This is a genomic window from Sphingomonas sp. GW821-FHT09B04, from assembly GCF_059418285.1.
In genome coordinates this window covers 516,402-537,846 of the sequence record NZ_JBWKPO010000003.1, presented here as the reverse complement: position 1 = coordinate 537,846, position 21,445 = coordinate 516,402, and the positions used below count along the sequence as shown (strand labels likewise).

Genomic DNA, 21,445 nt, shown 5'->3' with positions numbered 1-21,445 from the left:
CCGGGGACTGACGTGAAAGACGACCAGAAGAATTTCCTGCTCTTCGCCGTGCTCGCCGCGCTGCTGCTGTTCGGGTGGCCGATGGTCACCGGCTGGCTGTTTCCGACGGCCAATCCGCCGGTGACTGAGATCAAGGGCGGCAAGACCGAGGTCATTGCCAATCCCGGCGCCGGTCCCGCTGCGGACACCCCCGCCGCGACCCGCGACCGCAAGCTCGTCCTCGCCGAAACCCCGCGTATCGCAATCGAGACTCCCACCGTGCGCGGCTCGATCAACCTCAAGGGCGGGCGCATCGATGATCTGGTGCTGGTAAAGCACAAGGAGACGATCGCTAAGGACAGCGCGCCGATCCGCCTTCTTTCGCCCTCGGGCACGCAGGACGCCTATTTCGCAGGCTTTGGCTGGTCGGGCACCGGCCTCACCGCCCCTGCCGCCGATGCGGTCTGGACCGCCAGCGGCAACAAGCTGACTCCGACGACCCCCGTCAAGCTCACCACGAGCAACGGCACGCAGCGCTTCATCATCGAACTGTCGGTCGACGACGGGTATATGTTCACCATCCGTCAGCGCGTCGCCAACCTCGGCGACAAGCCGATCAGCGTCGCGGGCCATGGTTTCCTCTACCGCTATGGCCCGGGCAAGGATCACGACACCTGGACGATCCATGCCGGTCCGGTCGCCTCCTACAACGGCGCAGTCGACTATGGCGTCAACTACAGCACGGTTAAGGATGAAGGCGCCAAGAGCTTCGATTCCAAGGGCGGCTGGGTTGGCTATACCGATATCTACTGGCTGACCGCCCTGGTCCCCGATCAGGGGATGGACGTAGCGCTCAAGTTCCGCCCCGCCGGCGGTACCGCGACCCAGGCGCAGTTCGAGCCTGCCACCGCCCGCCAGGTCGGCCCGGGCCAGATGGTGACGCAGACGTCGCGCTTCTTCGCGGGCGCCAAGGACATCAACCTGCTCGACCAGTATGAAGAGCAGGGCGGCATCCGCCAGTTCGGCAAGGCGATCGACTGGGGCTGGTTCGAAGTCTTCGAAAAGCCGATCTTCCACTATCTCCACTGGCTGTTCCGGATGATCAGCAACTTCGGTTTCGCGATCATTGCGCTGACGCTGACCGTTCGCCTGCTGCTGTTCCCGATCGCGCAAAAGCAGTTTGCGTCGATGGCATCGATGCGCGCGCTCCAGCCGAAGATGAAGGCGCTGCAGGAGCGCTACAAGGACGACAAGCCGCGCCAGCAGCAGGAGATCATGAAGCTGTACAAGGATGAGAAGGTGAACCCGCTTGCGGGCTGCCTACCCACCCTGCTTCAGATCCCGATCCTCTACGCGCTGTACAAGGTGCTGATGCTCTCGATCGAGATGCGTCACCAGCCCTTCATCCTGTGGATCAAGGATCTGTCGGCGCCCGATCCGCTGCACGTGCTCAACCTGTTCGGTCTGCTCGACTTCAACCCGCCTGCATTCCTGGCAATCGGCCTGCTGCCGATCCTGCTCGGCCTGTCGATGTGGGCGCAGTTCAAGCTCAACCCGACGCCGATGGACGATGTCCAGAAGCAGGTGTTCGCGATCATGCCATGGGTGCTGATGTTCGTGATGGCGCCGTTCGCGGCAGGTCTCCAGATCTACTGGATCACCTCGAACCTGCTCACCATCGGGCAGCAGAAGCTGCTCTATCTGCGCCACCCGGCGCTCAAGGAGCCGGTAGCTGCGGCATCGGCGAAAACGGGGAAGAAGTGAGCAGTTTCGAACCCGAAGCGATCGAGGCCGCGCGAAAGACCTTCGCCGGCCCCGTCGCCTTCCTGAAGTCGGCACCTGCGCTGCAGTTCCTGCCCGATCCCGCGGTGCCGGAAGTGGCGTTCGCGGGCCGGTCGAATGTCGGCAAATCGTCGCTGCTCAACGCGCTGACCGGCCGCAACGGCCTTGCCCGCACCTCGAACACGCCGGGGCGGACGCAGGAGCTGAACTTCTTCGATGTCGGCGACCCGCTGAAGTTCCGGCTGGTCGACATGCCCGGCTATGGCTTTGCCAAGGCGCCCAAGGATGTCGTCAAGAAGTGGCGCTTTCTAGTGAACGATTTCCTGCGCGGGCGCGATGTGCTGAAGCGCGTGCTGGTGCTGATCGACAGCCGCCACGGCATCAAGGAGGTCGATCGCGACATCCTCGACATGCTCGATGCTGCGGCAGTCAGCTATCGCATCGTCCTGACCAAGGCGGACAAGATCAAGCCGGCCGAACTGGCAGAGGTGATGGAACGGACGATCGCCGAAGCGCGCAAGCGTCCCGCCGCACATCCCGACATCCTCTCCACGTCGAGCGAGAAGGCCGACGGCATCGCTGAACTGCGCGCCGCAGTGCTGGAAGCCGTCAGCGTCTGACCTGCCCGCCCCGGCTCAGGCCGGGTTGTGCTTGGCCAGAAACGCTTCGAGCGCCTTCAGGAACTCCAGCCGGTCTTCAGTCCGGCTGAAATGATGATCCGCCTCGGGCTGGACGATGTAGGTCACGTCCTTCCCCGCCGCCTTCAGCTTCTGCGCCATCACCTTCGAATGGACCGGCGGCACCACGCGGTCTTCATCGCCATGCACGAGCAATATCGGGATCGAGAATTGCTCGGGGAAATTGAGCGGCGACACATTCTTGAGGTCGGGCGCCTGATCGCGCAGCCAGTCCTGCTGCGCGCCGCTGCCTAGGAAGTTGCGCTGATGCCTGATCATCCGGTTAAGGTCGGAAACCCCGGCATAGGATACCGCGCAGCGATATTGCTTTCCATCACGCTGCGCCGCGCGCATCGCCGCATAGCCGCCATAGGATGCGCCAACCATGCACACCCTTGCCGGATCGGCGATGCCCTGATCGGCCAGCGCCTTCACCGCGTCGTTCAGGTCATCCTGCATGGCAAGGCCCCACTCCCCCTCGCCCTTCTTCGCGAACTGCCGGCCATAGCCCGATGAGCCGCGATAATTGGGCTGGACCACGACATAGCCGCGGTCGGCCATGAACTGCGTCCACCAGTCCCAGGTTTCGCTGTCGCGCGCGAACGGACCGCCATGCGGCATCACGATCAGCGGCAGCTTGCCCTTGCGGCCCGCGGGCACCGTCAGCACCGCCTCGATCTCGAGCCCGTCGCGCGCCTTGTAGCGGATCGTGCTGACCGGATGCATGCGGCGCATCTTGATCGCGCGGTTGTGATAGCCCAACAACTGCATCGTCTTGTCGGGGCGATTGTAGATGAAATAGCCGCCCGGGGTATCTGCTCCGCCAAACGCCAGCAACACGCGCGAGCGATCGCGGTTGAGCGACGAGATGCCGACCCGTGCTCCTTTGACCAGCCCGGACACCGTCGTTTGCATCGCCGCCATGTCGGGATCGGTCCAGTTAACCCGCCCCTGCGCCTCTTGGAGGCCGACTCCCATATAGCCGAAACCGGTGGAATCGGGGATCAACCCGCCAATATCATAGCCCTTGCTACCGAAAAGCTTCTTCCCGCGCTCAAGCGTGGTCAGATCGAACTCATACACCGCCCGATAACCGCCCTCGTCGTCGTCGAACACCAGTGCCTTGCTGCTATCGTTCAGGAACAAAGCGGGCACTGTCAGGCGATCCTCGCGGGTCCTTGATTTGTCGATAACCCGGAACAGCATGTTGGGCTTGTCGCGATAGAGGATGCGGCGCGACCGGCCATCCTCGCTCATGCCGAAGCCCATGCGGACTACCCCGGCGCCGTCAGCGTACCAATTCCACACCCCTGTCCTGCTCGGGACGACGACGCGCCGCTTCCCGGTATCGAGGTCAACCTCGTCGACCTGTGGCCAGAAACCGGGAGCCCCCCAAAAGATCGAGGTCTGGTACGACAGCATGACGCGCGCCGCGCCATCGCGCGCAGCCCAGATCACGTTATCGCCATTCTGCGCCGCGTCCTGCGAGGCGATCCGGGTCACCTTGCCGGTGGGCACATGAAAGGCGAGCGCGCGCGTGATGTACCAGTTATCGGCCCCGATCGGCGCCTCCTGACCGATGCCGACAATCACCCACTCGTCATTGACCCAGCGCCACCAGTTAAGGTCTGCCTTGCCCGGGTTGAGCAGCTTGGGCAGCCCCGGTGTACCAGGGGTCAGCACCGCAAGGAGCTGCCTGCCCTGAATCGCGACCTTCGCAACGATCTGCTTGCCGTTGGGCGATATTTCGGGGGCCTCGACCTCGGGAATATCGGCAAAGGCTTCGACCGGAAGTGGCGCGCGGGCCGCGGGCGCAGCGGGTATCGTGGCCTGCGACGCGGCATGCGAACCGCCGCTACCCATCAACGCAAGTGCGGACACCCCTAACCAGAACGCGTGCGACATCGCTCCCCCATTTGCCCCCAAAGTCTGCGGCATAGGTGCCGCTAAATGGGAACGCCTGCAAGCGTCCGGAAAGATCAGAGCAGCAACGTCTTCAAATGGATGACCCCATCGGGCGCACGTGATTCCTGGCGGATCAGCTGCTGCGTCCGTTTGGCGAGCCAGAAGCGCGCAGACGGCGATTGCGGACGGTTATAGTCGGTCTCGACCACCCAACAGTCGATCCCGCGCCCGTCTGGACCGGGCAACGCTTCTTCCGCCGCGACGCGCCAGAGATAACGCGCAGGCGTGCCACCCACCGGATGGAAGAAGGGGATCGACACGGCATAGCCCCTCACGAGCGGAAGCGTCTGCAGCATCTCCATATCGGTCTCGAAATTGTACATCGGCTCCGGGAAGGGCACGTTGGTCGCGGCCTGGCTATTGTCCGCGAGATCGCGAATCCCGGTCAGCGCCTTCGCCCCGAACTCGAACCCCTCCACCACCGTCTTCCCGCCCACGCGCGTGGTACGGACATGGGTCATCGGACGGAAGGTTCCGATCTCGAACAGCGAATCGCGCTCGACCAGCGATGGCTCCTTGCCCGTCCCGTCCCAGCGCTGAACGACCCGCAACCGTTCCACCCCATCGATGCGTTCGAACCGCACCTCGCGCTGCCAGATGTCGGTGGCGACATGCCTGCCGCCCTTGCTCTGCGAGCGCAGATAAGTTCGCTTTCCGGGCTTGAGCAGGTCGAACCGCGCCAGCCGGTCGCCGACATTCAGACGATGCGGCTCGGCGAACGCGAAGCTGGTGGCATTGGCCACCGCCGGTGCCACAACCGCCAGGGAGAGCAGTGAGCGGCGCGAAACATGATCGATCCTGTCCATGATCAGATTGTTTCGCATGCGACCGGATCGCGCAACGCGATCGATCGAACCCAGTTGCGGTTGGTCGAAAGCGAGGCGAGGCGTCGCCAACGGCGTTGCCCCCGCCCCGCCCCGCCGCTATCCCCCGGCCATGCTCAAGCTCTTCATCGGTAACAAGGCCTATTCCTCCTGGTCCATGCGCGGCTGGCTTGCCTGCAAGCTCTCGGGTCTCCCGTTCGAGGAAGTCGTGGTCCCGCTTTACGATCAGGACTGGGACCAGCGCCGCGAAGGCGATGAGTTCGCCCCCTCGTCGGGCAAGGTACCGATCCTGTGGGACGGCGACGCGGTGGTGTGGGACAGTCTGGCGATCGTCGAGTATCTCAATGAAAAGTCGGGCGGCGACAAATTCTGGCCCGCCGACCCCACCGCACGCGCGATGGCGCGGTCGATGGCGGCGGAGATGCATTCGGGCTTCGCCGCGCTGCGCCGCAAGCACAGCATGAACATTCGCCAGGTCTATGAGCCCAGGAAGCCCGACGACGACGTGATGCAGGATATCCATCGCATTATGGAGCTGTGGGCACAGGCACGTGCGCGCTTCGGCGGCGACGGTGAATTCCTGTTCGGCGATTTTGGGGCGGCGGATCTGATGTTCGCGCCCGTCGTCACCCGCCTCGTCACCTACTCCCTCCCCGTCGCGCGCTTCGCGCCCGCTTATATGCAGGCGGTGCTTCTGCACCCCTTCATGCAGGACTGGATTGCCGGCGCGCAGGAAGAGGAATGGGTGATCGAGCAGTTCGAACAGACGCCCGCCTGAGGCCAGCCTAGAACGCGCTGCCGTCCTTCCGCCGGAACCCCTCACCGGGAAACAGGTGAAGGTCGATATCGGGATAGTGGCAGGCAGTGACCGACGGCTTGCCGATCGCGACATAGACGCAATCGGCGTCGCTGCGGTTCTGCAGCACATGGCCGTTGCCGTCGTTCTTGGCGAAGGCCGCGACATCGCCTGCGCACAGCACCGTCTCGCCACGATCGTCGACCAGCACCGCCTCGCCTGCGATCATCACCACCATCTCGTCCTCGCCCTCGTGCCAGTGGCGTTGCGCCGACCAGGCGCCGGGCTTGAGCACGACATGGCTCGCGCCGAAGTCGGTCAGGCCCGCGGCGGGCGCCAGCCGCCGATACCGGCGCTGCTGCACCACCCCGGCATATTCGGGCGGATAGCCGGTAGCGTTGGTCTGCGGGATCGTATCGAGGTCGAGCTTGGGCATCGGTTCACTCCTTGCTCTGATCGATGCAGCGCTGCAGTTCGGCCCGCAGCGCTGGCATATCCAGCCCTTCATACGCGTCGAAATCGGCCTTGGTTGGCGCGATCTTTCCGAAACGCTTCTCCGCCGCGGCGATCAGCGCTTCATTCTCGTCGAGCGTCCGGGTGAGCTTTGCGATGTTTGGCTTGTCCTCGGGCTTGCCCAGCTTGATCCGCCGCCTGACCACACCGCGACCCAACCCCGTGAGCTGGGCGAGCCGCATCTCGACGATGCGGCAGCGCACCGGTGGGATACGCGCCTGTTCCACTAGCAACGGCATGGCCGCCAGCATGAAGCCCGTCAGCAGCATGTTCCCTCTTCCCGCAAAACCCCTTTCTTTTAGGGCTGGCGGCGGCAAGAGAGAAAGCTCCAATCGGGTCAGGGGCAATATGGACGTCATCGAACTCACCAAGGCGCTGATCGCCGCCCCCAGCATCACCCCGGCGCGCGGGAACGTCTTCGACGTGCTCGAAGCCGCGCTCCTGCCGCTCGGGTTCAGCGTTGATCGCTTCGTCGCAGGCGAGGCACCCGACGGACCGGTCGAGAACTTGCTCGCGGTCCGCAAGGCCGGCCCCGGCCCGCATTTCGCCTTTGCCGGACATCTCGACGTCGTCCCCCCCGGCGAGGGCTGGACCTCGGGCGCGTTCGAGCCGCAAATCCGCGGCGACCTTCTCTACGGGCGCGGCGCGGTGGATATGAAGGGATCGATCGCTGCTTTTGCCACCGCGGTCGCCGCGCTCCCCGCTTCGGGCACCCTCAGCCTGATCATCACCGGCGACGAGGAAGGCCCCGCGACCTACGGCACACTCGCACTGATGGATCGCATGTCAGCCGCAGGCCTGACACCGGACTTCTGCCTCGTCGGCGAGCCCACCAGCGCCCATCGCCTCGGCGACACGATCAAGATCGGCCGCCGCGGTTCCACCGTCATCGACATCGACGTGCCGGGGCGGCAGGGCCATGTCGCCTACCCGCACCTTGCCGATAACCCAATACCGCGCCTGATCCGCGCGCTGGCCGAGATCGACGCGATCGTCCTCGACGAAGGAACCGATTGGTTCCAGCCCTCGAACATCGAGGTGATCGACCTGACAGTGGGTAATCCTGCCACCAACGTCATTCCCGGTAAGGCCGTGGCGCGCATCTCGATCCGTTTCAACGATCTGCATCGCGGGCAGGTATTGATCGAGCGGATCGAGCGGATCGTCCATGCCCACGCCCCCGCGGGGATCGTCCGCGGCCGCGTCTATGGCGAGGCGTTCCTGACCGAGCCCGGCACGCTCTCGGCGCTCGTCGGCGACGCGATTGAGGAAGAGATTGGCATCCGTCCTGAACTGTCCACCAGCGGCGGCACCTCCGATGCGCGCTTCCTGTCGCGGATCTGTCCGGTGGTGGAATTCGGTTTGCTCAACGCGACCATGCATAAGCTGGATGAGGCTGTCGCGATCGACGACCTGCACAAGCTTACGGCGATCTACGAGACCCTGCTGCGGCGCGTGTACGCCTAGGCGATCCGCGCTTCGACCTGCGGGATCTGCCCGGCCCAGGCGATGAAATCATTCTCGCTCATCGGCTGAGCGATGACAAAGCCTTGCAGCACATCGCAACCGATCACGCGCAGCACATCGAGTTGACCCTGCGTTTCGATCCCTTCGGCGACGACTTCGCAGCCGATGCCGTGGATCAGCCCGATCACCGCTTGGGCTATCGTCCGCGCCTCGACATCGGTCGCGACATGCTCGACCAGACTGCGGTCGAGTTTCACCCGGTCAAGCGGCAGGTCGCGCAGCCGGGCCAGGTTGGAATAGCCTGTCCCGAAATCGTCGATCGCGATGCTCGCCCCGTCGGTGCGTAGCGCGGCGATGGCATCGATCACTTCATGCGAGCAGTGCATCGCCAGTGTTTCGGTGATTTCGAGTTCGAGCAGCCGCGCGGGAGCGCCTGCTGCCTGCATCGCGTCGCGCAGCCGACGGAAAAAGGCAGCATGGTCGAGCTGGCGCGGGCTGATATTGACCGCCATCCGCTGCTCGACACCCAGCTTGCCCCAACGAGCGATGGTGTTGGCGACATTCTCGACCACCCATTCGCCGATCTCGACGATCAGGCCGGTTTCCTCGGCGCGGGCAATGAAGGTCCCGGGCAGGCACAGCCCGCGCACAGGATGTTGCCAGCGCAAAAGTGCCTCGGCAGCGACGATCCGGCCGTCATTGGCGCTGATCTGCGGTTGATAGACCAGCGCAAACTGATCGAGCTCGACCGCGCCTCGTAAGTCGCTCTCGAGCTGCGCGCGCTCGGCGATTTCGGTCGCGAGCTGTTCGGAGAAATGCTCAGCACGGCCACGGCCATTGCCCTTGGCATGATACATGGCGGCGTCGGCCGCCCGCATCAGGTCGGTCAACGTCGTGCCGTGTCCGGGCCGCATCGCGATACCCACCGAGGCGCCGATGCTCACTTCCTGATCCGCGAGATCGAAGGGTTCGGAGAGCGCGAACAAGATGCCGCGACCGATCCGGTCCGCATCGCGGGCATTGGCCATCACGGGAAAGAATATGGTGAACTCGTCGCCCGACAGCCGCCCGATCAGCGGCTGGCGCAGGTCGCCCTCGACGATGAAGCGGTCCGCAACGGCGCGCAGGCGATTCGCAACCATGCCCAGCAGCTGATCGCCCATCGCGTGGCCGAGCGTGTCGTTGACCGCCTTGAATCGGTCGAGATCGATGAAGAACAGTGCAGCCATCGCTTCCGCCGGAAGCTCGGTCAGCGCCCGCTCGCAACTGCGACGGAAATGGATTCGGTTGGGAAGCGCCGTCACGGGATCGAACAAAGCAAGCCGCTGCACACTTTCGAGATTCGAATGGAGCTGGCGAAACAGCCCGTCCATCGCCTCGGCCAGCGGCGGCACGCATTCGGCGACCTCGGCGGGGATTTCGCTCTGAAGATCGCCATTGGCAGCGCTCGACAGGCGGCTGATGGCGGCGTCGATCGCCGCAGCGGTGGAGGCGATGGTCCGCTCGGCATAGGCCCAGCACATCGCGGCACAGATGATCGCTGCGATCAGTGCGCGACCGGCATTTTCGGTGTCGAAATGGCCGCGCGAGGTAGCTGCAAGCGCGAGGATGAACACGAACGCCCCGGCGCAGATCGCAAACACGATCGCACGACTCTTGAGCGAAAATCCGTTCATCGCGACTGCGCGGTCCCCCCTATGCCCAATCGGTTGCGGGCGACGGGCGGACACTAACTCCGAAAGGGTTAAGATTTCTGCGTCGGAGCCTATCGTTGTCTTTTCAGAACGATGTAGAGAGCGCCAAGGCCCCCGTGCCGTGGATGCGCGTTTCGTACCGCCGCGATCCGGTCACCGTGGCGCGACGCCGCGAGCCAGTCTCCCACCGCCGCACGGATCGCTCCACGCGCATGCGGCCGCTCCGATTCCGGCCGCGGCGGTTTGCCGGTAATCAGCAGCAGCACCCGGTCGCCCCGCGCGACCGCTGCCTCCAGACCCCGATCGAGCCGGGCGTGCGCACTCGACAGCGTATGGCCGTGCAGGTCGATCGAGCTCTCTGGCGCCACCAGACCGCGTGAAAGCCGGCGATCCCATGAGGCATCGAGCGTATCGGCGGAGGGCGGTACGGGCTTGGGTTTGGGCAGAGGCGCAGGCGGGATCCGCCCCTTCACACGCGCAACCGGGCCAGGCTCGGGAACGACCGGCGTCGGTGGCTTCGGTGGCGGCGCCTTCGCGGGGACGGGCTCCCGCGCAATCGGGGTTACAGTGGCGATCACACGCGCCCATAGCGCCCGTTCGTCGGGCGTCATCGTTCGCGGCGGTCTCATGGCTTCAATCCACGCCGTGGCGTGCCAGCGTTCCCTTTGGCAGCAGCAGCCATGCGGTGCCGCGCGCGGACATGCCGCCCGCGATCGCACGCGCATCGTCACCCGCGCCCCAGAAGGTGTCGAAGCGGTTGCTGCCCTTGATCGCGCCGCCGGTGTCCTGATTGACCCAGATGCCGGTTGCGTCCTGCCGGTCCATCGACAGGAAGACGGGGGCGCCCATCGGCACGAACTTGGGGTCGGCGGCAACGCTGCCGCGTCCCGTCACGGGGTAGCCCATCGCGCCCAGCGGCCCTGCCCCGGTCAACTCGCGGAAAAAGACGTAGCTCTTGTTCTCGCGCATGATCGCGCGACCTTCTTCGGGGTTTTTGCGCAGATAGGCCATGATCCCCTGCATCGACCCCTGCCCTTTGGGCAGGACTCCGCGGTCGATCATCAGCTTGCCGATCCCGGTATAATCGCGCCCATTCTGGCTGGCATAGCCGATCCGCATGATCCCGCCATCGGGCAGGCGCAGCCGCCCCGAACCCTGAATCTGCAGGAAGAACAACTCGACCGGATCGGCCGCCCAGGCGATCTCGAGTCCGCGGCCCGCCAGGCTACCGCCCTCGATCGCCGTGCGGTCATAGAAGGGCACGAACTTGGTGCCATCGACGCGCCCGCGGATCGAGCGGCCCTTGAGATTGTCGGAAAATGTGCCGAGATCGACGTCTATCAGATCCGCAGGGCGACCATAGATCGGCACCTCATAGCCGCTCCGCCGCGTGCGCGATCCGGAAATCTCCGGTTCGTAATAGCCCGTCGCAAACGCCTTGCCGTCGGCAACCTGCACCGCCTCGAAATAGCGTGCGAAGAAGGCGGTGGCGTCGCGCGGCTGCGCGGTCCGTGCCGCATCGCACGCCGCGCGCCAGTCCTCGGCCCGCGTGAGCCCGCTGGCGTCCGTACGCTTGACCAGACTGGGGCAGCTGATCCGGAATGCTTCGAGCGCACGCGTCGCGCCAATCGCGGTAATGGGAAGATCGGCGATTTCCGGACCTGCGACCAGCCCCGCACTTGCCGCAGTCGCCGTGGAGGCCGTTGCAGCGGGGGCAGGTCTGGGCGCCAGCGGCGTCGCTGCGGTCGGCTGACGGACGGGAACCGAAGGGCCGGACGGTGCAGGGCGCACCGTTCCCGGCCGCGAAGGCACTACGCCTGACGAACAGGCGCTAACTGCGACGGCCAGCGCCGCTACCCCCCAGGCGCGCATCACTATCCTTTACGCTTCGTCGGTGTCGCTCAGCTTCCAGTTCGGATCGTCGCTGCGCAGGTCGCGGCTGAACGTCCACACGTCATGCGTATCGACCGCATCGGTGAGCGAACCGGCGATGACGCTGCCGTCCTTGTCACGCGTTACCGCGGCAATATCCGCGTCGAAGCGCATCGTGACGCGCGCCATCCGGCCTTCGACCGTGATTTCAGAGATCGCCGCACGCTCGATCGAGACCAGCCGGTTGTCGAGCGTCTCGCCCGCAACCTCACGCGCATCGATCGCAGCGATGAAACTGTCGCGGACCTCATCCTCGACCAGCCAGGTCAGCGTCTCGCGGTCGCCCTTCCAGAACGCTTCGAGGATCATCTTATAGGCCGACTTGCCGCCTTCAACGAACTGGGCGACGTCGAACGACGGGTCGGCGGCGACCAGCGCGCGCAGACCACCCTCGGCGCCCGGTTCCACCGCACGCGGACCGGCGTCGCGAACCTCGGCGGGCATGTCGATCGTACGCGGCATTGGCGGCGCGCCGACACGCTCATCCGCGGCGCGCGGCAGCGGCTGCTGCTCATGGCCGGTGCGCTTTCCGAGTACGGAATAGAGCCGGAGCGCCAGAAAGGCCGCGATCGCTGCAAACAGGACGACTAGATACACTTGGGACACCTCGTTTCAGCCCTCACATAGGCAGGATACGCGCCCGATTCAAATATAGCATGAACAGACCTGTGAACCGAGAACAACGCACGCCCGTTGAAACACCGCATCGCCCCTGCTAGGCGCGACCGTCATTCCAACGCGGATCACCGCGATAAATATCCCAGACAAGAAGGACTTTCGAACGATGGACGAGCCGGAAAACGCAGCGCCGCAGGGTGAGCCGCTCGCGAACGGCGCCGATACCGCTCCCTCGGTGGGCGTTATCTCGCAATATGTGAAGGACTTCTCGTTCGAGAATCCGAACGCGCCCGCCATCTATCAGATGCAGGGCCAGCCCCAGTTCGACGTCCAGTTCAACATCGGTTCGGGCGAAGTCGGGCAGGACGTCTACGAAGTCGTTCTCAAGATCGACGTGCGCGCCGAGAACGAAGGCCAGGTCGCGTTCGTCGTCGACCTTTCCTATGCTGGTCTGTTCGCGGCCCGCAATATCCCGGCCGAACATCTCCAGCCGTTCCTGCTGGGCGAAGCACCGCGCCTGCTCTTCCCCTTCGCGCGCCGCGTGCTGGCCGATGCCGTCCGCGACGGCGGCTTCCCGCCGCTGATGCTCGAGCCGATCGACTTCAACGGCCTCTACTACCAGCAGCTCGAAGAGCGTGCAGCTGCGGGCGAGCAGGCCGGGGAAATCGGCCAGGCCTGATCCCGGTCTTCGGGGGCAACAGATGAACCTTGTCCGGGCACTCGGGTCGATCGGTGGGCTAACGCTCGCCAGCCGCGTGCTCGGACTGGTTCGCGACTCGCTGTTCGCGCGCTATGTCGGGGCGAGCTTTGCCTCAGACGCCTTCCTGATCGCGTTCCGCTTGCCCAACCTGTTCCGCGCGCTGTTCGCGGAAGGGGCGTTCAGCGCAGCCTTCGTGCCTATGTTCAGCAAGAAGGTCGGCGAAGCGGGCGGCGACACCAAGCCGGCGCTGTCCTTCGCAGAGGAGGCGCTCTCGGTCCTCCTTCCCGTCCTGATCCTGATGACCGCGATGATGGAGATCGCGGCCTATCCGGTCGTCTGGGCGATGTCGGGCGGATTCAACGACGTGACGCCCGGGCAATTCGCCTATGCGGTCGAGCTGTCGCGCATCACCTTCCCTTATCTGCTGCTGATCAGCCTCGTCTCGCTACTCGGCGGCATTCTCAACTCACTCCACAAATTCTGGGTCAACGCCGCAGCGCCGATCCTGCTTAACCTCACACTGATCGCGGCGCTGCTGTTCTTCCACAATAGCGATACGCTTCTCACCGCCCGAAATCAGGCGATCGCGGTTACCGTCTCGGGTGTGCTTCAGCTCCTCTGGCTGTTCCTCGCCTGCCGCGCCAACGGGGTAAAGCTGCGCATCCGCGCGCCGCGCCTGACCCCCGATGTAAAGAAGCTGCTCGCGCTGATCGGTCCCGCCGCCGCGGGCGCGGGCGCCACTCAGATCAACCTCATCATCTCGACCGCGCTCGCCGCCAGCCTGCTGGCCGAGGGTTCGGTCTCGTACATTTATTACGCCGACCGGCTGAACCAGCTCCCGCTCGGGCTGATCGGAATCGGCCTCGGCACCGTCCTGCTCCCCACCATCGCCCGACAGCTGGGTGCGGGGAATGAGAGCGCGGCGATGCACACGCAGAATCGCGGCGCTGAGCTGGCGCTGTTCCTCACCCTGCCCGCCACCGCCGCGCTGGTGATCTGCGGCGGCCCGATCGTCGCCGCACTGTTCCAGCATGGTGCCTTCACCGCCGAGAACACCGTCAAGACCGCGCAGGCGCTCGCCGCCTTCTCGGTTGGTCTGCCCGCCTATATTCTGGTCAAGGTGCTGACCCCCGGATTCTATGCCCGGTCGGACACCAAATCCCCGGTGCGCTACGCCATGGTGTCGATCGCGGTGAACCTCGCGCTTAACCTCGCACTGATCGTGCCGCTCCAGCATATGGGCCCGCCGCTCGCCACCGCGGTCGCGGCCTGGGTCAATGTCGCCCTGCTCTATCGTGCGCTGGCGAAGCGCGGCCATTTCGTCGCCGACGATCAGCTCAGGCGCCGCGTCTGGCGGCTGGTCGGCGCGTCGATCGCGATGGGCGCGGTCATGTTCTTCCTCAACGATCTGTTCACCCCCTACATTCACGGCACATGGACGATCCGCACCGCGGCGATGCTGGTGCTGGTCGGCGCGGGTTGCGTGGTGTACGCGGTCGCGTGCTTCGGCACCGGAGCGGTGCGGATCGGCGACCTCAAGGCGCTGTTCCGCCGCCGCGCCGCCTAGGAACCATCCAACCACAGAGAAGTACAATGCGCGTCGTTTCCGGCATCAAGCCCACGGGCAATCTCCACCTCGGCAACTATCTGGGTGCCATCAAGCAGTGGGTGGGGATGCAGGCCGAGGTCGACGCCGCTGGCGGCGAGAGCATGTATTTCATCGCCGACCTGCACGGTCTGACCGAGTGGATCGAGCCGGCGGCGCTGCACGCCAACACGTTCGAGATCGCCGCGGCGATGATCGCGTCGGGCATCGACCCCAAGCGCTCGATCCTGTTCAATCAGGCCCGCGTCCCCGCGCACAGTGAGATGGCGTGGTTGCTCAACAATGTCGCGCGCGTCGGCTGGCTCAACCGCATGACGCAGTTCAAGGACAAGGCGGGCAAGAACCGTGAGGGCGCGAGCGTCGGTCTCTACGACTATCCCGTACTGATGGCCGCGGACGTGCTGCTCTACTCCACCACCCACGTCCCCGTGGGCGAGGACCAGAAGCAGCATCTGGAGCTGGCGCGCGATATCGCCGCCAAGTTCAACCTCGACTATCGCGTGGAGCTGCTCGTCCAGCCCGAGCCGCTGGTGAGCAAGGAAGCGCCGCGTATCATGTCGCTGCGCGACGCAACGCAGAAAATGTCCAAGTCCAACCCGTCCGAGGGTGCGCGGATCAACCTGATCGATGACGACGACGCCATCGCGCAGAAATTCCGCAAGGCGAAGACCGATCCCGAACCGCTGGGCGAGACGTTCGAGGAACTGAAGGACCGGCCGGAGGCAAAGAACCTCGTCACCATCTTCGCCGCACTGTCGGACCGTACCCCCGACGATGTCGTCGCTGAATATGCTGGTCAGGGCTTCGGCAGCTTCAAACCCGCACTCGCCGACCTCGCAGTCGCCAGGCTCGGCCCGATCCGTGACGAGATGGTCCGCCTGACCGCCGATCGTGCTGCAGTCGATGCGGTGCTGCGCGACGGCTCCAACCGCGCCGCCGCCCTCGCCGCCCCGCTGCTGCGCAAGGTGCAGGACGCGATGGGCCTGCTCGTCTGAACTAGAGTCGGGGCGCCTGGATCGACAGCAGGCCGATCAGCGCCCCGGCCTGCACCCCGACGATCAGCAACAACAGCGTCGAGAACGGCTGCTTGCGCGTCTTGTGCCGAAACAGGCGCCGCGCGAGCAGAGCCCCCGGAGATCCCCCGATCAGCGCCAGAAGCAGCAGGTCCGCTTCACGAACGCGTCGCCCGCCCCGCATAGCCTGCAGCTTGTCGTGCCTGAAGCTCAGCAGGGTGACGAGGTTGACCAGCGCAAGGAGCACCGGGATCGCGACGGCCAGCCACCGCGCCGGCCCCATCTAGAATTTGGTCTCGCCGTAGATGCGGCAGGGATCGCCGTCCCACGAACCGCGATAATGTTCGAGCAGTACTTCCGCGGGCACCTTGCCCGTCCGCACAATCTCGCGCAGCGGATCGAGGAAACCGCTCTCATTGTCGCCCGCCGAATTGAGCCGCCCGCGCGCCGTCAGGCCCGCGCCCGCGATATCGATCACCTGCCCCGCAATGTCGCGCAGCTTGCCGCCGCCCGGCAGCGGCGCGTCGAGGCCGAGCTTCGGCACGCTGTCGCGCAATTCCTGCCGCCCGGCCATGTCCCAGTCTTTGACCAGATCCCACGCCGCATCGAGCGCGCCCTGATCATAGAGAAGTCCGACCCAGAATGCCGGCAGCGCGCAGATGCGGTTCCACGGCCCGCCATCGGCGCCGCGCATCTCGAGGAAGGTCTTGAGCCGCACTTCGGGGAAGGCGGTGGAAAGATGATCGGCCCAGTCGTCGATCGTCGGCTTCTCGCCCGGGAGGACCGAAAGCTCACCCTTCAGGAAATCGCGGAAACTGAGGCCCGCGGCGTCGATGTATTTCCCGTCGCGGTAGACGAAGTACATCGGCACATCGAGCGCATAGTCGGCGTAGCGCTCATACCCGAACCCGTCCTCGAATACGAAGGGCAGCATGCCTGTGCGGTGCGGATCGGTGTCCGACCAGATATGGCTGCGGTAACTCAGGAAACCGTTGGGCTTGCGCTCGGTGAAGGGCGAGTTGGCGAACAGCGCCGTCGCCAGCGGCTGAAGCGCAAGGCCGACGCGGAACTTCTGCGCCATGTCCGCCTCGCTCGAATAGTCGAGGTTCACCTGAATCGTGCAGGTGCGCAGCATCATGTCGAGGCCGAGGCTGCCGACCCTCGGCATATGGTTGAGCATGATGCCGTAGCGGCCCTTGGGCATTATCGGCAGTTCGGCGCGGGTCTTGTCGGGCCACATGCCAAGACCGAGGAAGCCAAGACCGAGCTTCTCGCCCACCGCCTTGACCTGCTGCAGATGGCGGCCGGTCTCAGCGCAGGTCTGGTGCAGATTCTCCAGCGGTGCGCCCGACAGTTCGAGCTGCCCCGCGGGTTCAAGGCTGACCGTCCCGTCAGGGCCCGACAGCGCGATGACGTTGTCGCCCTCCATCACGGGCGACCAGCCGAACTGGGTCAGCTCCGCGAGCAAGTCGCGGATGCCGCCCGGCTCGTCATAGGACGGCGCGTGACAGTCTTTGGTCGAATAGACGAACTTCTCGTGCTCGGTGCCGATTCGCCACCGCTCGGCGGCCTTCTCGCCACCGGCAAAATAATCGAGGAGCTGCTGACGGCTCTCGATGACAGGCGCGTTGCTGCTTACAGCCGTCTTGGTGCTCATGCGCGGCATGTAGGCGTGCGTAACGATCCGCGAAAGAGGGGACGAAACACCCTATTTTCAGTAGGAAATCACCAGTCCCCTGCCGCACCCATCCACAGGCTCACCGCCGCTGCCGCCGCGGTCTCCGCGCGCAGGATCCGCGGGCCAAGCGAAATGCCGACCGCGCCCGGCACCGCGCGGATCGCCTCGCGCTCATCGGCGTCGAATCCGCCCTCGGGTCCGATCAGGATCGCCGCCGGGCCGCGATGCGCCCGCATCGCCTCCAGTGCCGGCGCTCCGCCTGTCTCGTCGGCGAAGAACAGCGCGCGTCCCCTGGGCCAGTCGCGCAGCATCGCGGCGAGCTTCACCGACTCGGTTAGTTCGGGCAGCGCGGTACGCCCGCATTGCTCAGCCGCCTCGATCATGTGGCTGCGCAGCCGATCGAGGTTGAGCTTGTCGACCACCGCGCGCCGGGTGAGCACCGGCGCCAGCCGTGCGACGCCCAGCTCGCACGCCTTTTCGGCGACCCAGTCGATCCGCCCCTTCTTGATCGGCGCGGCACACAGCCACAAATCGGGCACCGCCTCGCGCTCGCGCAACTTCTCGCGCAGCTCGAGCGTGACGTCGCGCTTGCGCACCTCGGTCGCGACCGCGAGCCATTCGCCGGTCGCGTCATCGAACAGTTTGACCGGGTCTCCGGCCTTGAGCCGCATCACGCTCGCCAGATAATGCCCCTGCGGCCCGTCGATGCGCCGCAGCTCGCCCGCTGACAAAGCCGGCTCCACGAACAAACGCGGGGTCGATTGCGGCGGCCAGGCTGGGGTAGCGATCATGTTCCCGACCTAACCGCACTTCCCGCCTTCGTCACCCCGGCCTTGTGCCGGGGTCCACAGCGCGGGGTTCGCCGGCTTCAAGCCTGAATACCTCGTTCGCAGCACGGCGATCCCGTCACAGGGCCGGAATGCCGGATGAAGTCTATCGACATCGATCAAGGAGAAATCATTTTCCTACATGCCTTCGCCTGTGGCAGCAGGAATCCATGCCACGGCTCACTCTTTCATGCCTGCTCCCGCCGATCCTTCGCGAGCGCGGGCAAAGTTTAAAAATGGGCCGTATCTCCCGCAACTTTGCCATCCGGTTCCGCTTGTGATCGACTCCACCCAGACCGTCCCCGATACCGAACATCGCGGCCTGATGCGCCTGCTCCCCGCCGCCGCGCGCCCCTATGCGTTGCTCGCGCGCTTCGACCGGCCGATCGGCTGGTGGCTGCTGTTCTGGCCCGGCGCCTGGGCCATCGCGCTCTCCGGCGGCGCCGTCGAGCGCTGGGACCTGATCCTGTGGTTCCTGCTCGGCAGCATCGCGATGCGCGGCGCAGGCTGCGTCTATAACGACATCGTCGATCGCGATCTCGACCGGCAGGTCGCACGCACCCGCAGCCGTCCGCTCGCCAGCGGTGCGGTGACGTTAAAGGCCGCGTGGATCTGGTTGATCGCGCTCTGTCTGATCGGACTGCTTGTCCTGATCCAGCTCAACCCCTTCGCCGCGGTCATCGCGCTCGCCAGCCTCGCGCTGGTCGCTGCCTATCCCTTCATGAAGCGGATCACCTGGTGGCCACAGGCGTGGCTTGGTCTCGTCTTCTCATGGGCGGCGCTGGTCGGCTGGGCGGCGGTCGCGCGCGAACTGCCCGCCCCGGCCCTGCTCCTCTATGCCGGCTGCATCTTCTGGGTGATCGGCTACGACACCATCTATGCGCTGCAGGATGTCGAGGACGATGCGCTGGTCGGCGTCCGCTCCTCCGCCCGCCGCCTCGGCGACAATGTCCGGCTCGGCGTCGCGGCCTTCTACGCGATCGCGCTCACCCTCTGGGGCGCGGCATTGTGGCAGGTCCGCCCCGACAAGCTCGTGCTGCTCGCGCTCGCCCCGGCCGCGATCCATCTGCTGTGGCAGGTCGGCACGCTCGTTCCCGCGGATGGTCCCAACGCCCTCCATCGATTCCGTTCAAACCGTTTCGCCGGCCTGCTCGTCTTTGCCGCCTGCTTCGTCGTCGGGACGACTGCCTTTTGACGTTCGGCCAGCCAATACCTAGATCGCGGCGATGTTGACCCCCGAACAAGCCCGAGATCGAGTCCAGGACGCCATTGCCCGTGCGCGCAAGGCAGGCGCGGATGCCGCCGATGCCATGTTCTCCGGCGGCGAGTCGGTGTCGGTCTCCGTCCGTCTCGGCGCGCTGGAGGATGTCGGCCGCGCCGAGGCGGAAGAACTGGGCCTGCGTGTGTTCGTCGGCACCCGTTCGGCCAGTATCTCTTCGACCGACCTCACCCCCGCCGCCCTCGACACCCTCGCCGAACGCGCGGTGGCGATGGCGCGTGAGGCGCCCGAGGACGAATGGGCAGGTCTCGCGCCTGCGGAACGGCTGCTTAAGGGCGATGTCCCCGACCTCGACCTCGACGACCGCGAGCTCGGGGAACCTGCGGCACTCAAGGCGCTGGCGCTCGCTGCTGAAGATGCGGCACGCGCCGTTCCCGGAGTCACCAACAGCGAAGGCGGCGGCGCCTCGGCCAGCCGCAGCATCTGGGCGCTCGCCACCAGCCACGGCTTTGCGGGCGCCTATGCCGTGACCAGCCACGGCCTGTCCGCCAGCGTTCTGGCTGGTGAAACCGGTGCGATGGAGCGCGATTACGCCCATCACAGCGCGCGCCATGCGCGTCATGTTGAATCCCCCGACGCCATCGGCCGCCGCGCGGGCGAACGCGCAGTGGCGCGCCTCAATCCTGGACGAGTGAAGAGCGGCGCGATGCCTGTGGTGCTCGATCCGCGTGCCGGCTCCAGCCTGCTCGGACATCTTAGCGGCGCGATCTCGGGCAGTGCGATCACGCGCAAGACCAGCTTCCTGCTGGACGCGATGGGCACGCGCATCTTCGCGCCGGGCATCCGCATTCAGGACGATCCGCACCGTCCCCGCGCCCTGCGCTCACGCCCGTTCGATGGCGAAGGCCTGCCCGTCTCACCGGTCGCATTGATCGAAAACGGAAACCTCGAAACCTGGTTGCTCGACAGCGCCGCCGCGCGCCAGCTCGGGCTGGAGCCGACCGGCCACGCCAGCCGCGGCATCGGCGGCGCACCCGGCGTCGGACCGAGCAATCTGTTCATGGAAGCGGGTAAGCTACCCGTCGAAACGCTCATCGCTGACATCAGCTATGGTATCTATGTCACTGAACTAATTGGCCAAGGCGTCAATATCATCACCGGCGACTATAGCCGTGGCGCAGCCGGATTCCTGATCGAGAATGGCGAGATTACCCGGCCCGTGTCCGAATTCACCATTGCCGGCACGCTCCAGTCGATGTTCGCTGAACTGATCCCAGCGAACGATCTCGAATTCCGCTACGGGATCAACGTCCCCACCTTGCGCATCGACGGGATGACCATCGCGAGTGGCTGACACGCTCGCCTCGGCCGTCAGCGATATCGCCGCCGAGGCGGGGCGGCTGGCGCATGCCCGTTACGGGCAGGACGTGCGCAAATGGGAAAAGTCGCCCGACAATTTTGTGTGCGAAGTCGATCTGGCGGTGGACGAGCTGCTCCGCGCCCGCCTCTCCGCCCTCCTCCCCGATGCCGGCTGGCTGTCGGAAGAGACCGCCGACGATCTCGCTCGCCTGTCCTGCAATCGCGTCTGGGTGGTCGACCCGATCGATGGCACTCGCGATTTCCTGCGGCATCGGCCCGGCTGGGCGATCTCGGTCGCGCTGGTCGAAAATGGCCAGCCGGTAATCGGCGTCCTCGACGCTCCCGTTCGCGGCGAGCATTGGCAGGCCGTGAAGGACAAGGGGGCGACGCTCAACGGCAGGATCCTCACCGCATCGGATCGCACCGAACTCGCGGGCGCCCGCGTCCCCGCCGACGACCTGCCCAAGGTCGACCGGCTTCTGACAATGGTCCACAAACCGAATTCGATCGCTTTGCGCATCGCGATGGTCGCATCGGGCGACGCTGACCTGCTCGCCACCTTCCGCTGGGGCAATGAGTGGGACATCGCCGCAGCCACGCTGATCGCGCGGGAGGCAGGCGCGAAGGTCACCGATGCACTCGGGCGCAAGCTACGTTTCAATACCCCTGCAGGCGAAGCATTCGGCGTCCTCGCCACAGCTCCCGGCATCCATCAGGCCACGACCGAACATTTGCGGGAACGCGCGGTAGCGGCACTGGGCCGCCCGCGCCTTTGAAGGCAAGCGCCGGGAAGCAT

Annotated in this window: 21 protein-coding genes; 10 read left to right on the top strand and 11 right to left on the bottom strand. The window is 65.5% G+C overall.

Going from position 1 to position 21,445, the window contains the following annotated elements:
- Window positions 1-12 precede the first annotated feature (12 nt).
- A complete protein-coding gene (yidC, locus tag AC07NK_RS12170; protein ID WP_495170861.1) occupies window positions 13-1,743 on the top strand; it encodes a membrane protein insertase YidC in 1,731 nt (576 codons plus the stop codon).
- A complete protein-coding gene (gene yihA / locus AC07NK_RS12165) occupies window positions 1,740-2,381 on the top strand; it encodes a ribosome biogenesis GTP-binding protein YihA/YsxC (protein WP_495170860.1) in 642 nt (213 codons plus the stop codon). The genes yidC and yihA overlap by 4 nt, the downstream gene beginning before the upstream one ends.
- Before the next feature lie 15 nt (window positions 2,382-2,396).
- Here the strand turns inward: yihA and AC07NK_RS12160 are convergent, their stop codons facing one another.
- A complete protein-coding gene (locus tag AC07NK_RS12160; protein WP_495170859.1) occupies window positions 2,397-4,343 on the bottom strand; it encodes an alpha/beta hydrolase family protein in 1,947 nt (648 codons plus the stop codon).
- Between the two features lie 74 nt (window positions 4,344-4,417).
- Entirely contained in the window at window positions 4,418-5,209 is a 792-nt protein-coding gene (locus AC07NK_RS12155; RefSeq protein ID WP_495170858.1) for a DUF3108 domain-containing protein, read from the bottom strand.
- 130 nt (window positions 5,210-5,339) lie between these two features.
- Between AC07NK_RS12155 and AC07NK_RS12150 the strand changes: the two genes are divergently transcribed.
- The gene (locus AC07NK_RS12150) at window positions 5,340-6,005 is read left to right on the top strand and encodes a glutathione S-transferase family protein (RefSeq protein ID WP_495170857.1); all 666 of its coding nucleotides are present in this window, start codon (window positions 5,340-5,342) and stop codon (window positions 6,003-6,005) included.
- A gap of 7 nt (window positions 6,006-6,012) precedes the next feature.
- Here the strand turns inward: AC07NK_RS12150 and AC07NK_RS12145 are convergent, their stop codons facing one another.
- Together AC07NK_RS12145 and AC07NK_RS12140 are read right to left on the bottom strand one after the other, a co-directional pair.
- The gene (locus AC07NK_RS12145; RefSeq protein ID WP_495170856.1) at window positions 6,013-6,459 is read right to left on the bottom strand and encodes a cupin domain-containing protein; all 447 of its coding nucleotides are present in this window, start codon (window positions 6,457-6,459) and stop codon (window positions 6,013-6,015) included.
- Between the two features lie 4 nt (window positions 6,460-6,463).
- Window positions 6,464-6,805, bottom strand: a complete 342-nt coding sequence (locus AC07NK_RS12140; protein ID WP_495170855.1) for a hypothetical protein — start codon at window positions 6,803-6,805, stop codon at window positions 6,464-6,466.
- Window positions 6,806-6,884: 79 nt separating this feature from the next.
- On the opposite strand from AC07NK_RS12140, the gene dapE reads away from it, so the two are divergent.
- Window positions 6,885-8,003, top strand: coding sequence for a succinyl-diaminopimelate desuccinylase (gene dapE / locus AC07NK_RS12135; RefSeq protein WP_495170854.1), 1,119 nt, complete (start codon window positions 6,885-6,887; stop codon window positions 8,001-8,003).
- Here dapE and AC07NK_RS12130 read toward each other — a convergent pair.
- The 4 genes from AC07NK_RS12130 to AC07NK_RS12115 form a co-directional block, all read right to left on the bottom strand.
- Window positions 8,000-9,679 (bottom strand): putative bifunctional diguanylate cyclase/phosphodiesterase, encoded by a 1,680-nt coding sequence (locus tag AC07NK_RS12130; protein WP_495170853.1) that lies wholly within the window; start codon window positions 9,677-9,679, stop codon window positions 8,000-8,002. The two genes, dapE and AC07NK_RS12130, sit on opposite strands and share 4 nt — an antisense overlap.
- Window positions 9,680-9,768: 89 nt before the next feature.
- Window positions 9,769-10,326 carry a Smr/MutS family protein gene (locus AC07NK_RS12125; RefSeq protein WP_495170852.1) on the bottom strand — a complete coding sequence of 186 codons (558 nt, stop codon included), beginning with the start codon at window positions 10,324-10,326 and terminating at the stop codon, window positions 9,769-9,771.
- 4 nt (window positions 10,327-10,330) lie between these two features.
- Window positions 10,331-11,569: a murein transglycosylase A gene (gene mltA, locus AC07NK_RS12120; RefSeq protein WP_495170851.1), complete on the bottom strand. Its 1,239-nt coding sequence runs from the start codon at window positions 11,567-11,569 to the stop codon at window positions 10,331-10,333.
- Between the two features lie 9 nt (window positions 11,570-11,578).
- The gene (locus tag AC07NK_RS12115) at window positions 11,579-12,226 is read right to left on the bottom strand and encodes a Tim44/TimA family putative adaptor protein (protein ID WP_495170850.1); all 648 of its coding nucleotides are present in this window, start codon (window positions 12,224-12,226) and stop codon (window positions 11,579-11,581) included.
- A 187-nt stretch (window positions 12,227-12,413) separates the two neighbouring features.
- Here AC07NK_RS12115 and secB point away from each other — a divergent pair, with 187 nt between their 5' ends.
- Genes secB through trpS form a run of 3 tightly spaced genes read left to right on the top strand, consistent with a single transcriptional unit; the run spans window position 12,414 to window position 15,548 of the window.
- Window positions 12,414-12,926 (top strand): protein-export chaperone SecB, encoded by a 513-nt coding sequence (gene secB, locus AC07NK_RS12110; protein ID WP_495170849.1) that lies wholly within the window; start codon window positions 12,414-12,416, stop codon window positions 12,924-12,926.
- Between the two features lie 22 nt (window positions 12,927-12,948).
- The gene (gene murJ, locus AC07NK_RS12105) at window positions 12,949-14,514 is read left to right on the top strand and encodes a murein biosynthesis integral membrane protein MurJ (RefSeq protein WP_495170848.1); all 1,566 of its coding nucleotides are present in this window, start codon (window positions 12,949-12,951) and stop codon (window positions 14,512-14,514) included.
- A gap of 26 nt (window positions 14,515-14,540) precedes the next feature.
- Window positions 14,541-15,548, top strand: a complete 1,008-nt coding sequence (gene trpS / locus AC07NK_RS12100) for a tryptophan--tRNA ligase (protein ID WP_495170847.1) — start codon at window positions 14,541-14,543, stop codon at window positions 15,546-15,548.
- 1 nt (window position 15,549) lies between these two features.
- Here the strand turns inward: trpS and AC07NK_RS12095 are convergent, their stop codons facing one another.
- The 3 genes from AC07NK_RS12095 to AC07NK_RS12085 all read right to left on the bottom strand — a co-directional run bounded on the left by AC07NK_RS12095 (window position 15,550) and on the right by AC07NK_RS12085 (window position 18,035).
- Window positions 15,550-15,849, bottom strand: a complete 300-nt coding sequence (locus tag AC07NK_RS12095; protein ID WP_495170846.1) for a DUF1294 domain-containing protein — start codon at window positions 15,847-15,849, stop codon at window positions 15,550-15,552.
- Window positions 15,850-17,223, bottom strand: a complete 1,374-nt coding sequence (locus AC07NK_RS12090; RefSeq protein ID WP_495170845.1) for a glutamate--cysteine ligase — start codon at window positions 17,221-17,223, stop codon at window positions 15,850-15,852.
- Between the two features lie 68 nt (window positions 17,224-17,291).
- On the bottom strand, window positions 17,292-18,035 hold the full coding sequence (locus AC07NK_RS12085; RefSeq protein ID WP_495170844.1) for a 16S rRNA (uracil(1498)-N(3))-methyltransferase: 744 nt from the start codon (window positions 18,033-18,035) through the stop codon (window positions 17,292-17,294).
- 361 nt (window positions 18,036-18,396) lie between these two features.
- Between AC07NK_RS12085 and ubiA the strand changes: the two genes are divergently transcribed.
- From ubiA to AC07NK_RS12070, 3 genes are read left to right on the top strand one after another with little or no spacing between them, the layout of a single operon-like run.
- Window positions 18,397-19,266, top strand: coding sequence for a 4-hydroxybenzoate octaprenyltransferase (ubiA, locus tag AC07NK_RS12080; RefSeq protein ID WP_495171008.1), 870 nt, complete (start codon window positions 18,397-18,399; stop codon window positions 19,264-19,266).
- Between the two features lie 31 nt (window positions 19,267-19,297).
- Window positions 19,298-20,644: a TldD/PmbA family protein gene (locus AC07NK_RS12075; RefSeq protein WP_495170843.1), complete on the top strand. Its 1,347-nt coding sequence runs from the start codon at window positions 19,298-19,300 to the stop codon at window positions 20,642-20,644.
- Complete coding sequence (locus AC07NK_RS12070; protein WP_495170842.1) at window positions 20,637-21,425, top strand: inositol monophosphatase family protein; 789 nt, start codon at window positions 20,637-20,639, stop codon at window positions 21,423-21,425. Before AC07NK_RS12075 ends, AC07NK_RS12070 begins: the two co-directional genes overlap by 8 nt.
- Window positions 21,426-21,445 lie beyond the last annotated feature (20 nt).